This is a genomic window from Mobiluncus curtisii ATCC 43063 (assembly GCF_000196535.1).
Taxonomy (GTDB): Bacteria; Actinomycetota; Actinomycetes; order Actinomycetales; family Actinomycetaceae; genus Mobiluncus; species Mobiluncus curtisii.
The window spans coordinates 1,899,773-1,913,211 of the sequence record NC_014246.1 but is presented as its reverse complement, the minus strand read 5'-3'; the positions used below and the strand labels follow the sequence as shown (position 1 = coordinate 1,913,211).

Genomic DNA, 13,439 nt, shown 5'->3' with positions numbered 1-13,439 from the left:
TAGCTCCACGGAGTGTTGAAACCGGGAATATTAGCGTCCGTAGTGGCGCCGCCCGGAACGCAAGGCTTCTAAACGCTCATCAAGCAGCACGCGGAGTTCCTCCTCGCTGCGTCGTTCAATGAGATGTTCCCAGTGGTTGCGCTGAGGTTTAGCTGTGTTTTCCTCCTGGAAGTCTTCCGCGCCGTTGCGTACCGCAGTCTTGGAGCAAATCGGGCAATCCCAGGTGTCAGGCACCTCGGCGTCAATGGCGAAGGGAATATCGAAAGCGTGTCCTTCCGGGCAGGTGTAGTCTACGTTTTGGCGCTCGACGAAAACGACGCCTTCTTCAGACTCGAGAGAATTGGAACCCATACGCATCCCGCGTAGTGCGCGATCAGCCACGATTAGTGCCTCCTTTTATGCTTAGCGGTTCATTCTAACCGATTTAGCGGAATTTTGCTCAAGGACGGTGCGAAGCTTTGGTATCGCACGCTCGCGACGCTCCTTCAATCCGATAATATATATTATGTCATTTTACACATGGCGGGTTTATGTGTCTGTCCCCGCGGATATATGTACAAAAAAGTGTCCCGGTCGTTACGCATCTCCCTAACCTCCGACCGGGACACTACCTTGCCAAAAAGTTTGGCACCGCGCTTGTGAACGCGAGAAACCTCTCAGCTGACTTGACGCCGACGCGCGCGACGCTCCGCCAGTTCATCGTGGACCACCACGTTGTCATCATTAATGTTTTCTACAGGCAGCTGCGCCAGCTCGCCCTCAATTTCGTGCCAGACGCGACCTACCGCGATGCCGAACACACCTTGTCCGCCCTGCACCAAGTCGATAACTTCGTCCTGTGACGTGCAGGCGTAAACCGAAGCGCCATCACTCATCAAGGTGATGCCAGCTAAATCCTCGACACCCATCTTGGACAGAGTCGCTACCGCAACTCGAATCTGTTGCAGGGAAACACCGGTATCCAGCAGACGTTTAACCACCTTTAACAGCAGGCAATCCCGGAAAGAATAGAGACGCTGGGACCCTGAACCGCGGGCGTTACGCACAGAAGGCTCTACCAAACCGGTACGCGCCCAGTAATCGAGCTGCCGGTAGGTAATTCCGGCTGCTTTACAGGCAGTCGGTCCGCGGAACCCGGTTTCTTCGTCAATAACCGGCAGGGTTTCACCAAATAGCATCCCCTGCTTAATCTGCGGTACTCCAGATTTGCTCGGCTTTTCCAAGGCAACCTCCGTTCAAGTATGTTTCTATTTTAGATTATGCACCATAGAAACTTGGTCCGATGCGCGGCGCGCCCAAACCTTGCACTTAAAGTTTAAGTGCAAGGTTGTCGGGGAACCAAACTTTATTCCCGCAGCCTTACAGCTCCTCGACACCGACAGTCAGCAATGCCTCAGCTAACGCCGCTAGCTGTGCCGAGAGTTCCGTTGCTCGCATTTGGGCACGATCCTTGGCAACAGCGTTATTCTTTTGCCGCTCCGGAGCCACCACTCGATCCACCAAATCCAAAATCGCATTGACCGCAGAATAGACGGAACGCAAATTGCGTGGCTCGATACCCTGCTTTTCCAAGACTTCCAAAGCCTGCACCACCGCAACTGCCCCGGCAGAAAAGCGGGAGGAAAAATCTGGAGCAATGAGCTTGGCATTGACCGCCTTTTCCAACAGTTCATCAGAAGCGCCGGTATAAACCTGTAAATCACGCAACGAAATCCGGGAGTGAGTCGGCAGGCGCATTTGTCCTTCCGAAGCCACCACTCGCATGACTGGCTGCACCGGCAGGGGCTCCTCCCCCAAATCCAACAGCCGCAAATTTTCGCCAATCTGATTTAGAGGCAAGTAACTGTCCCGCTGGGCTTTCAGGGCGTACCGTATCCGCTCCACATCTGCCAGGGAGTAACCGCGGTAACCGTTGGACATCCGTGCCGGGCTGACAATCCCGTGCTTCTCAAAATTGCGCAATTTAGCCTGAGATACCGAAGGAAATTCCTTCACGATAATCTCGTGGACTCGTCCAATAGACATAGTTGGCTTATGGCTTACCTCGGGAGGCCACGAGCTGCCAATGTCATTGACTTTTCGGGCGACCTGACTCATTGCTTAAAATTCACCGCCGGGTAGTAAGCCAATCTAAACTTGCCAATCTGGACTTCTTCCCCCGAAGTCAGCAGGTGCGACTCTACCCTTTCCCGGTCAATATAGGTGCCGTTGAGAGAACCGACATCGCGAACCATGTAGCCGTTTTCCTGGCGAATAAACTCGCAATGCCGGCGCGAAACCGTTACATCATCAAGGAAAATATCCGACTTGGGATGTCTGCCCGCGGTGATGCGGTCTGTATCGAGCAGGAAACGCGCCCCCGCGGAGGGACCACGCTGCACAATTAACAGTGCCGAACCTGCAGGTAGAGCCGCCACAGCTTCCTCGTCAGCGGAGGACAGAACTCGCTTACCCAGTTCTGGTTCCGTTTCGGTAACGCTGCCTATAGCCCCAAATACTGCCGTTTCAGTAGGGTCCGGTCCTGGATTCGTTTCCGACACTTCGTCCTCCTTAAAAAATCACGTATCTCTACTTTAGTAGAAGCGCCGGAAAAAAGTTAACCGATTTGTTATCTTTCGGTCTGTCACAAGCTCGAACGGTAATCCAGGACCTAGAATGGCATTTGCGTGTAAGTTAAGAGACGGAATATCGGGGTAAAGGGGAAATATAGTGACGGATGCAGCCTACCTTGAATGGGCGCTTTCTCTGACTGATAAGCAAATCGGAGTCACTCCCCTAGCACCACCTGCCGCTGCCCTGACTTTCCCCTTTTCCGCGGACTCCCTGAATGCAACCCTTCGCCAGTTGCGCGCTGGCGGGACTTTCCCTCTTTCTACCGTTGGTGGGGATGCGGACACGCAGCTCACTACCGCCGAACATTGGCGCTGGCTCTTGGCAAATCGATGCGATGGTCTGGAACTACAACTCGCTTTCGGTTTCCTGGTCGCGAACCGTGGGAGTGTTCGTTTTCCAATTTTTCAAGCCAGATTAGACCCCGACCCCGATCGTCCCCTGGGATATTTACGGCTGGCACCGGGCGACAAACTGGAGCTGAACAGTACAGTAGTGCGTTTGTTGCACCAAAAGTTTCGGATTCCGTCCCGCTGGGTGAAAGCCGGTCGAACTTCTCGCGGGCTCGACCTCGACGCCATTCTGTCGGCTTTGGAAAAAGCTCTGCAAGATAGCTCCCTCCATGGCAAAATGCAGCTGGAACGTCAAGCTGCTCTGGGGCTGTCTCATTGTAACTGGTCCCCCGTGGCGACCGACCTGAAAGCGCACCACCAGGATTACAGCAGTTCCGCCCTAGTGAAACGTTATGCCACCACCAATGCCCCCACCCAACTTTCCGAAGATAACACTGACACCGTCCCTCTCTCGGGAGATGTTTTTGCGCCTCTAAAAGCCGACCGCAAACAACTCCAGATACCAAAGTTATTTGGTCAAGGTCATAGCCTCATTCTGTCCGGAGCCCCGGCGACCGGCAAGACTGATGCCGTCGTGAATGCACTGGCGCAGTCTCTGGTACAGCAGCATTCCGTTCTGGTCGTGGGGAGTCGCACCAGTCTTAAGAAACTGCGTAACCGGGTTCGTAAAGCCGGATTTGAACACGTGTTCCTCACTCTCGACCCGCAAGCCGAGACTCGCGATGAGCGCAGCCGGGATTTGCTTCGAGGGGCTTGGGATCGCCCAGTCAACGCTGACGCGGGATACCTGGATTCTTGCCGAGCTTCCCTGAAAACTCTGTCCCAGGATTTGGATTTGTATCTCAACCAGATTCACGAGGTCGGTCCCAACCATGTTTCCGCATGGCAGGCTTACACTGCACAAATCATGACTGCCGCCGAGTTGGAACCCGAAGAACGGGTTTTGGCAGGTCGTCTGGCGGCGGCTCCGAACTTCCCCTATCTGTCTAATGACCGGTCTGCTGCGGCGAAACTTGGCAAAGAATTGGCAAATCTGGATGCTAACTCGGTGAATGGCATCGGTGCTAATCCCTGGTCCCTGGTGGGCGAAAGTGCGCGCAGCATAGACCGCACGGAATTGAAATTGGCGTTGCAAACCTTGGAAGATGCCATTACCCAGGCTCACCCTGCCGTGTTGGAAATTATGTCTGCCGCTTCCGACCTGGCAGCCTGGCCAATTTTCGCGCGATGGCTGGACCTGCTAGAGATTGGATACGGCAGGGCTCCAGTGGAACTAACCGAAGCGGAACGTAGTGCGGTTACTTCCGGAATCGAAACTTTGCAACAGTCCTTGCAAGACCTGTGGGACGAAGCCACTCCCCTGCTAGAAATTGCTGCCCCCGCTTACCATTCCGGCAAAGATTTAGACTTGCTGATGGATGCGCGTCACGCCGAAGCCTCCGGTGGGTTTACCCGCAACAGTCGCCGCAAAGCCGTGTTATCTCAGCTGCAGCCCTACCTCACTGGTCCGGTTACCCCCAATAAGGTCGCGGAGTTATTAGACGACCTCAATGCCCTGCGGATGCGCGCGGAAGCCTTGGGCTCGCAAATTGGCGCCAATCCCGTGTTAGGGCTGAAAGATTTTGACGCCTTAGCCCCCGACTCGCGTGAAAAATTCGCAAACCATGCCGATACGGTGCGAAGCGCTATCGAATTGGGGCGGTATCTGCCCAGCCGCCGCGATGATTTGGAGTCTTTGATGCCTCTGGCTCGCCAGGGTGGTCGTTTAGGTCAGCAAGTGCGCGCGATTTCTGACGCTTTTGCTGAGGTTTTACAGTCTTTGCAGGTCTCGAGTACGGATTTGGAAACGTGGTCACAAGGTCTGCCACCCTTGGGTCGTTACTTGCAGGTTCGCAAGGTTTGGGGAACGTCGCTCAGCTCGGAGGACTCGACCCTGGACGATATTTTGGCTTTTCGAGCCCTGACCCCTCAGCTGAGAGCCTTGGGGCTGGATGACCTGGTCACCTGGGTGGCAGAAGGAACTCTCGGCGGAATGGCGATTCAAGGCGTGTTGGAACACGCTTTGTCGGTCGCGGCGGTACGCGAGCGGCAGCGAGCCTTGGCGCAGCAGGGGTTTGATCCGGTGACTCATGCCGCCCAGGTGGAACGACTCTCGCTGAACTGCACGGAAACTCGTCGAGAAATCCTAAATCAGGTGATTACCGCGGCAGGCGAATTTGCTCAGCGTGCAGATAAAGAAACCTTGCGCAGTTTTGGGGCACGATTGCGTGACGATAATTTCTCCATCCGTCAAGCACTGCGTGAACACTTGGACGGTGTCTTGACTCGTACCCCAATTGTGGGTTTGACTCCGCTGGAAGTCGTGACCTATTTGCCTGATTTTACCCAGAAAACACCCCGTTTTGATGCCGTGGTGATTCTCGATGCCTCCGAGCTACCTTCCGGGTCCGTGGTGAAAGCCCTCGCGGGAGCGGCACAAGCCATGTTCGTGGCGAGCCTGCCCGCAGCCACGAGTTTTGCAAAAGGTCGGGCGCGCAGCGCCTACGAGTTCGCTAAGTCAGCAGGTTTTCCCGAATACGAACTGACTATCCGCTATGGTCGAGATTTAACCCCCACCCCCGGTCGTTTGGCACAGCTGCTCAGTCCTGATCAGCTGGACACCTGGCCGGTAGCACAAGTGCAAGCGCATCCAGTCTTAATTATGGAATTTCCCGCCGCGCATCATCCCCTTCCCCTGCACCTTGCCAGCGAAAATCCGGGCTGGCAGGGACTGGGCGCCGATTACGTGTGGTTTGAAAAGGCCGGGAATCTGCTGATGAATCTGTGCCTGAAAAACCGTGGTAAAGCCGTCACGGCGCTGACCTGGACGGCTGAGTTAGCAGCGGGTATCCGCTGGTATCTCGATGACGCTAACCGACAGGGTGAAATCAATCTGATGAATCTGCGGGTCACCCACCTGGGTGCAGCCGGAGCAGCGTTCCCCAGCGCCGATACAGGAGTACCGGGGAATAGCGGAGGCTTCAGCGATGGTGACGGCGTCGCAGCTTGCGATTTGCTGGTGTGTTTCCTGGGGTCTGATTCGCAGCCGGAGACGTCGAAATCTGCGGTTACACGTGATTTGCCCCTGGCTTGGACTCGAATTTTGTTAGAGACAAATCGCCAGGTGCTATTTGTCGTCAACCGCGACCTCGATCAATCTGGGCTGCCTGCCATACTGCAAGACGTCTTAAACGTCCCGAGCATCATGCCCGATACCGTTCCAGTTTCGGCAGTGCGTGACCACCTCGCGAGGCTACTGAGTCACGCGGGTTTGGAGGTCCGCACAGATATGGGGTCGGCATCATTACGTCTGGATTTAGCGGTTCGTGGTGATGCAGGCGCGCCGTGGCTAGGTCTGATTTTGGATAGTCCCGAACAGCGACAGGTTCATTCCGCTTGGGATCGAGAGGTCGGTATTCCCCAATTCCTCCTGGAACATTGCGGTTTTGGCGCTATCGAACATGTGTATTTGACTCAGCTGATGGAAAACACAGATGAAGTGACGCGGCGTCTCGTTTCTATAGCGTTAGACCTCGCATTTCCCGGTGACGTTACGGACGGCTCGGTAGCGAGCGATGACCGCTACACCTCTCCGTCACGTATTGCAGCGGCGCAAAATAACCGTGACGACGAGCCGTGGAAAGTTCCCGATGAAACGGAATGGGATTTACCGCAGCCCCTACGTGAAGCCGCGGCTCACACGCAGACCGACGAGTCTGTCCCTCCTCCCGCCCCGATGCCAGCCCTGCCACAAAACGAAGCTGTTTCTGAGGAAACAAAGCCGGAACCTTCTGCGCCTACACCGCCTCCGTCGGAACAGCCTGCCGCCCGCATCGAGGACCTTCCCCCTGCCGTACAACGGAAAACTCGTTCAGCGCTACCGGTCATCGCGGACATTCCCGCGGATACATTTGCGCATGTAGAGAGAGGAGAGCTCACCTCGACTCACGATGCTCCAACTCTGGGAGATCAGCTCGGAGCACAAGAAACCGACTTTTTTATAGAACTTGCCCAAAATCCTGAGTCGAACGAGGAACTCGGCAAAATTTCTAAGCCCGGTTTGGGTGCGTTCGCCCCCCTCTTTTCCCCTGAGGAAACCGCGGAAGGCACTGAAAAAACTGATACCCCCGCGATGTCTACATCGCCCCTGGCAAACCCCATACCAGAACCTTCCGAAGCCAAGCTCCCCAGTTTTACTGCGCAAATTCCCGCCATTGTTCGTTCTAAAACGGTCCCGCAGCCGTTTGTTCCCCGCGGAAAACCCTTACAGAATCAGGGTTCCAAGGAAGTCCTAGATGATTTACAGGACCCCGCTAATGCTGCCGCTGTGGCTGACGTGTTGGCGCAGGTGCTCTATACGGAGGGACCTATCGGGGAAGTTCGGCTGGCTAAACTCGTTGCCGATGCCTTCGGAATGCAACGTCTACATCCGAAACGCCGTCAACGGATTTTGGAACTGCTTAATCCAGAAGTCCAGAAAATTAAGACGAAATTCGGCACATTTGTTTGGCCTGCCGGAACATCAGCCGCGGATTTTACCGTGTTTCGAACTGGGTCAATCTATGGTCAACGCTCCTTGGTAGACATCTGTGACGAAGAGTTTAATAATGCTTTGACCTGGGTTATCGACACGCAGCAGCCCCTTGAGGACGAGACCTCAGAAGCAGTGGCACGAGTGCTAGATTTAACTCCAGCGCGTACCGATATTCGTCAACGGATGCAAGACGGACTGAAGTCTTTGGAACAGACCGGACGAATCCGGCGTCTGGCGGGTCACCTGTATCTGCAATAATTTTCAAATGTTGAAACATTCCCATCTCTCAGGGTTTAATGGCGGTAAGTGATTGGAGTTCACAGATGTCAAAACAGAAAAAAGGTTCTTCTCGAACGAACTTGACGGTGTCTCGACCCGGCAATCGTTCTGGCGCCATCTTGGCGATTGTTTTGGTCGCCATCGTGCTGGCGTTGATTATCGTTTTCGTTAAGATTGCGACCACGAAACACGAGTTAGAGGCTCAGCCTACGGACACCATCGCGGGAACGAAGACGATGATTGGCTATGCCGAACCCCAAACCTACGCCGCCGGGCGGGGCATCTGGCTCAAAGATGGCAAAGTTTTGACTAACGACGAAATCACTGCCGAGTCGAAAAAAGGCACTAAGGTCCTGGAACTGTACTACGACTACTTGTGCAACATCTGTAATGACTTCGAAGACCAACTCAACCAAGGTAAACAGCTCAACGACTTGGTCGAGGGCGGTCAGGCGATAGTCGTGTTGCGCCCAACCCTGACTCACGCCCAGCAGCTGAAGTTCCCCAACATTGCGTATTCTGCGAATAACCTCATGTACTGGACCGCAGAAAATAAGCCCGAGAAACTATGGGGACTCAGCAAGGACTTGACCAAGTTCGCGATGGATAACTATAAGTCCGCTGATTACGAAAAGAACCAGAACAATGAACAGTGGGCGCAGACCATCCGTAACCCCGATGCGGAACTGGCTAAAATTGCTGGAAAACACGGCATAGACTACAAATCAGTGCCACCGGCTACCGAACAATCTGGTCTGATGCCGATTAATATTTTGGCGCAGCAGCGTCTCAAGAGCCTCGGTCGGGAAAATGCGGGGACACCCCTGTACATTGCGAACGGTCACCCCGTCGACATGAGTGGAATCGGGAAAGACGACAAGCTGCTTGAGAAAGCCACCCTGTAAGGTCTTTTCCGTCGTGGATAGTTTCGGCGCATCTCCCAACATTTTGGTCAGATGCGCCGATTGACGTTCGACTGGTGGGAACTGGTCATTCCTGAGGCTGAAAACTAAGCGCCACCGAATTCATGCAAAATCGGTTTCCGGTCGGGGTTTGCGGCGCGTCCGGGAATACGTGTCCCAAGTGAGATCCACAGTTTGCACAGCGAACTTCGGTGCGGGTCATGCCGTGGGATGTATCGGTCACTTCGCGTACGGCTCCCGGCTTCGCTTCAAAAAAGCTTGGCCAACCGCACCCGGAATCAAACTTTGTGTCGGCATCAAACAGTGTCGCCCCGCAGGCTCCGCAGCTGTAGAGACCATCACGGGATTCAAAGAGCAATTCCCCGGTACCCGGTCGTTCCGTAGCGGCTTGACGGAGCACCGCATAAGCGCGGGGGCTCAGTCGTTCTTTCCATTCCTCGTCGCTCAAATTTACAGTCATTTTGTGCCTTTCACTTTGAGGATTTCTGCCAAGTATTGCCCGGTAAATGAACCGGGTACTGTTGCCACGGTTTCTGGAGTGCCTTCCGCAACCACCGTACCGCCGCCTTTACCGCCTTCTGGACCGAGGTCGATAACCCAGTCAGCACACTTGATGACATCCAGGTTATGTTCGATGACCACGACCGTGTTACCTTTCTCGACCAGTCCCTGCAGGATGACCATAAGCTTGCGGATGTCGTCGACGTGCAGACCAGTGGTTGGTTCGTCAAGCACATAAATGGCGCGCCCGTTCGTGCGTTTGTGCAGTTCACTGGCTAGTTTGACCCGTTGGGCTTCGCCTCCAGACAGCGTGGTTGCGCTCTGCCCAAGTTTCACGTAGCCCAAGCCGACCGCTGTCAATGTGTCCAAGTAGCGAGACACGCTGGGAATTGCGGAAAAGAACTGGGCGGCTTGTGCAATCGGCAAATCCAAAACATCGCGCACATTTTTTCCGTGATAGTACACTTCCAAGGTCTCCCGGTTATACCGCGCCCCGGCGCAAACCTCACAGGGCACATAAACATCGGGCAGAAAATTCATCTCGATTTTCAATGTGCCGTCACCTCGGCAAGCTTCACAGCGTCCGCCCTTGACGTTAAAGGAAAAGCGCCCCGGACCGTATCCGCGAATCCGGGCTTCTTCAGTCTGGGCAAAGAGCTTTCGGATTGCATCCCATACTCCGGTATAAGTCGCAGGATTCGAACGTGGAGTGCGACCGATGGGTGATTGGTCCACGTGGATAATCTTGTCCAGATGAGCAGCGCCGTCAATCTGCTTGTGACGTCCCGGCACCGTGTGGGCGCGGTTCAAATCCCTGGCTAACGCTTGGTACAAAATGGAGTTGACCAGCGTGGATTTACCGGATCCTGACACCCCAGTGACGGCGATGAGGCATCCCAGGGGGAACGATACGTCAATGTTTCGTAGGTTATTTTCGCGCGCGCCTCTTACTGTCAGAATGCGCTCCGGGTCAGGTTTGCGGCGATGCTGCGGGATTTCAATAGATTTCCGTCCCGCTAAATAATCTGCGGTAAGCGAAGACTTATTTCGCAATAATTCCTTGACGGTTCCGGAATGCACAATCTGTCCGCCGGACACTCCTGCGCCGGGACCAATATCCACCACCCAATCTGCTGCCCGGATAGTGTCTTCATCGTGTTCCACCACGATGAGGGTATTGCCTAAATCACGCAAACCTTTCAGGGTATCAATGAGGCGTTGGTTATCTCGCTGGTGTAGACCGATGGAAGGCTCATCCAAGACATAAAGCACGCCTACCAGTCCGGATCCAATCTGAGTAGCTAACCGAATACGTTGTGCTTCACCGCCTGACAAGGTGTTGGCAGCTCGTGACAAAGTGAGATAGTTCAATCCCACATCAATTAGGAAAGCCAATCGCGCGTGTACCTCTTGTAAAATCGGTGCAGCGATTTTAGCTTTCATACCCGATAAAGGAATATCCTTTAAATAGGATTGCGCTTCATCAATTGATAAATCCGTGACTTCTGAGATATTGAGTTTCCCGATGCGAACGGCCAGAACTTCAGGCTTTAACCGCCGTCCCTGGCACGTCGGACAGGGAACTTCGCGCATATAACCTTCATATTTGGCTTTGGATAAATCAGAATCGGTTTCATCGTAACGACGCTGGATATAGTTCGCTGCCCCCTCAAAGCCCGTGGTATATACCCGTTCCCGTCCCCACCGGTTGCGATATTTCACTCGTACCTTATAGTTCTTGCCCCACATCAAATAGTCGCGTACTTGTGCAGACAAATCCTTCCACGGAGTGTCGAGGTCAAAGCCTACTTCATCACCCAGTCCTGTTAATATACGTTGCATGGTATCTTTGGAACTCGTCCAAGGGCTGACAGCGCCTTCACGCAGGGTCAAATCAGGATTTGGTACCACCAGTTCTGGGTCAATCACTAACCGAGAACCAATTCCGGAACAATCGGGACAGGCTCCGTATGGCGCATTAAAAGAGAACGTCCGCGGTTCGATTTCTTCCAAAGCGAGCGGATGATTATTTGGGCAGGCTCGTTTTTCTGAAAATCGACGACTGCGTTCAGGGTCGTCCGGGTCGCGGTCCACAAAATCCACCACGACCAGTCCTTCTGCCAACTCTAAAGCGGTCTCAATAGAATCCGCCACTCGTGAACGGGAGCCTTCCCGAATTACTACCCGGTCGACAGACACCGAAATGTCGTGCTTCAGTTGTTTTTCCAGGGTCGGTGGTTCTTCCAGGCGATGAGTTTCACCATCCACGCGCATCCGGGTAAAGCCCTTGGCGGCGAGCTGTGCAAACAATTCCGAGTACTCGCCTTTACGCCCCCGGACCACTGGAGCCAAGACCTCTAACCGCGTCCCCTCCCCCAAAGTGAACAGCCAATTCACGATTTGTTCCGCAGACTGGGCAGTAATTTCCTCGCCGCACACCGGACAATACTGGGTGCCGGCTCTCGCAAACAGCAGGCGCAGATAATCGTAAATCTCGGTAATGGTACCCACGGTGGAGCGTGGGTTGTGAGATGTAGACTTCTGGTCAATCGACACCGCGGGGGATAGACCTTCTATGAAATCCACCACGGGTTTGTCCATCCGCCCGAGGAACTGCCGAGCATAGGAGGACAGCGATTCTACGTAACGGCGCTGCCCTTCTGCAAAAATTGTGTCAAAAGCTAGCGATGACTTGCCCGAGCCGGACAGACCGGTGAACACCACCAAAGCATTCCGAGGGATTTCAACGTCGACTGCCTTGAGGTTATGTTCGCGAGCTCCGTGGACTTTCAAAGTTTCATGCACCTGTTAAGTTTAATGCCCAAGTGTGTTTCTGACGATTCGGATCGGTTTCGTTGGCGCTGGGCACACGCCTAGAATTGCAGCATGAGTAAAGTCGTCGTTATCTACCACTATGACCCCGCTCGGGAAGCCGACCGAGCCACGATTCGCCCCGAACACCTGGCTTACCTGGGAAACTTGGAAAAATCAGGGAAACTTCAGGCCGCCGGTGCCTGGATGAACGAAACCGAAAAGCCCGGTGCGCTGCTGCTGATGAACGTCGAGACGCCGGAGGAGGCGTTGATGTTTCTCAAGCACGATCCCAATCAGGTCCACGGCATCGTGCAAGCCATTGAGACTCACCAGTGGGGTCCGGCGATCGGTTCCTAAGGGCTACTTCAAAAGAGTTAGTTGGCACGGCTCCATGCCTTTCATTCGGTGGTTTTTTGCTTACGTAGACTGGTTCGTTTTTACCCTCCTGCTGATTATGGTTGCGGGGATTTTTATCCCTCTGCCGGTCACTGTGGTGACTGGGGTGGGGTCAGTCAGCCACTACGCCATTGCGGTACTGTTCTTTGTCTACGGGGCACGTTTAAAAACCGTCGAAGTGCTGGGCGGACTAAAAAACTATCGCCTGCAGCTGGTCATTTTGACCTCCACTTTCGTGCTCTATCCCCTGTTGGGAATGTTGAATTACCAATCCTGTGGATGGTTTTTGGGACCGAGTTTTGCCCTGGGCATGTATTACACCTGTCTGTTGCCCTCCACGGTGCAATCCTCCATTGGGTTCACATCCATTGCCGGGGGTAATGTCGCCGGGGCAGTCACTGCCGCCACTATCTCCAACCTAGTCGGGACATTTGCAACTCCCCTGCTGGTGCTGTTGCTGTTAGGGAGGGTCGGTACCGTCTCTCTAACGACGTTACGCGATATTGCCATACTGATTTTGCTGCCTTTTGTTCTGGGACAGCTAAGTGGTCGATGGACCCGCGATTGGCTGAATGCTCACCCCGTCATCACCAAAACCGTCGATAAGGGCACGATTTATTTGGTCGTTATCGCGGCAGTTTCCAGCGCAAAGCTGCATGGCTTGTGGGACACCGTGGAAGCTTTAGACTTCGTGCTGATAGGTGCAGATGCGCTGGTCATTGTCGGTATCATGCTGATTTTGACCTGGTATGGGTGGGGGAAACTTTGCGCCTTGAATCGGGCTGACCGTATAGCTGCCATGATGTGTGGCTCAAAAAAATCTCTCGCTACCGGTCTGCCGATGGCGATGATTATCTTCCCAACCTCCACGTTCGGTGCTATCGCGGTGCCCATCATGCTGCTGCATTTGGAACAGCTCATCATGTGTTCGGTCATTGCTACGCAGCTCGGGCGTGGTGCCGGTCCTCGTCAGGCTGATTTCTAAAATTC

Annotated in this window: 10 protein-coding genes; 4 read left to right on the top strand and 6 right to left on the bottom strand. The window is 54.2% G+C overall.

The window, feature by feature from the left end; genetic code table 11:
• Positions 1–30: 30 nt before the first annotated feature.
• The 4 genes from HMPREF0573_RS08270 to HMPREF0573_RS08255 all read right to left on the bottom strand — a co-directional run bounded on the left by HMPREF0573_RS08270 (position 31) and on the right by HMPREF0573_RS08255 (position 2,540).
• Positions 31–381 carry an RNA polymerase-binding protein RbpA gene (locus HMPREF0573_RS08270; RefSeq protein ID WP_004006812.1) on the bottom strand — a complete coding sequence of 117 codons (351 nt, stop codon included), beginning with the start codon at positions 379–381 and terminating at the stop codon, positions 31–33.
• Between the two features lie 275 nt (positions 382–656).
• A complete protein-coding gene (locus HMPREF0573_RS08265; RefSeq protein WP_013189545.1) occupies positions 657–1,178 on the bottom strand; it encodes a MerR family transcriptional regulator in 522 nt (173 codons plus the stop codon).
• 181 nt (positions 1,179–1,359) lie between these two features.
• Positions 1,360–2,097: a transcriptional regulator FtsR gene (gene ftsR, locus HMPREF0573_RS08260; RefSeq protein ID WP_004010677.1), complete on the bottom strand. Its 738-nt coding sequence runs from the start codon at positions 2,095–2,097 to the stop codon at positions 1,360–1,362.
• Complete coding sequence (locus tag HMPREF0573_RS08255; RefSeq protein ID WP_004006815.1) at positions 2,094–2,540, bottom strand: FHA domain-containing protein; 447 nt, start codon at positions 2,538–2,540, stop codon at positions 2,094–2,096. The genes ftsR and HMPREF0573_RS08255 overlap by 4 nt, the downstream gene beginning before the upstream one ends.
• 169 nt (positions 2,541–2,709) lie before the next feature.
• Between HMPREF0573_RS08255 and HMPREF0573_RS08250 the strand changes: the two genes are divergently transcribed.
• Positions 2,710–7,794: a DUF3320 domain-containing protein gene (locus tag HMPREF0573_RS08250; protein ID WP_013189544.1), complete on the top strand. Its 5,085-nt coding sequence runs from the start codon at positions 2,710–2,712 to the stop codon at positions 7,792–7,794.
• Between the two features lie 65 nt (positions 7,795–7,859).
• On the top strand, positions 7,860–8,720 hold the full coding sequence (locus tag HMPREF0573_RS08245) for a hypothetical protein (RefSeq protein WP_036368068.1): 861 nt from the start codon (positions 7,860–7,862) through the stop codon (positions 8,718–8,720).
• A gap of 85 nt (positions 8,721–8,805) precedes the next feature.
• Here HMPREF0573_RS08245 and msrB read toward each other — a convergent pair whose 3' ends face one another.
• A complete protein-coding gene (gene msrB / locus HMPREF0573_RS08240; RefSeq protein ID WP_013189543.1) occupies positions 8,806–9,198 on the bottom strand; it encodes a peptide-methionine (R)-S-oxide reductase MsrB in 393 nt (130 codons plus the stop codon).
• On the bottom strand, positions 9,195–12,044 hold the full coding sequence (uvrA, locus tag HMPREF0573_RS08235) for an excinuclease ABC subunit UvrA (protein ID WP_004010681.1): 2,850 nt from the start codon (positions 12,042–12,044) through the stop codon (positions 9,195–9,197). Before uvrA ends, msrB begins: the two co-directional genes overlap by 4 nt.
• Before the next feature lie 81 nt (positions 12,045–12,125).
• Between uvrA and HMPREF0573_RS08230 the strand changes: the two genes are divergently transcribed.
• Positions 12,126–12,410, top strand: a complete 285-nt coding sequence (locus tag HMPREF0573_RS08230; RefSeq protein WP_004006820.1) for a YciI family protein — start codon at positions 12,126–12,128, stop codon at positions 12,408–12,410.
• Between the two features lie 34 nt (positions 12,411–12,444).
• A complete protein-coding gene (locus tag HMPREF0573_RS08225; RefSeq protein WP_004006821.1) occupies positions 12,445–13,434 on the top strand; it encodes a bile acid:sodium symporter family protein in 990 nt (329 codons plus the stop codon).
• Positions 13,435–13,439: the final 5 nt, after the last annotated feature.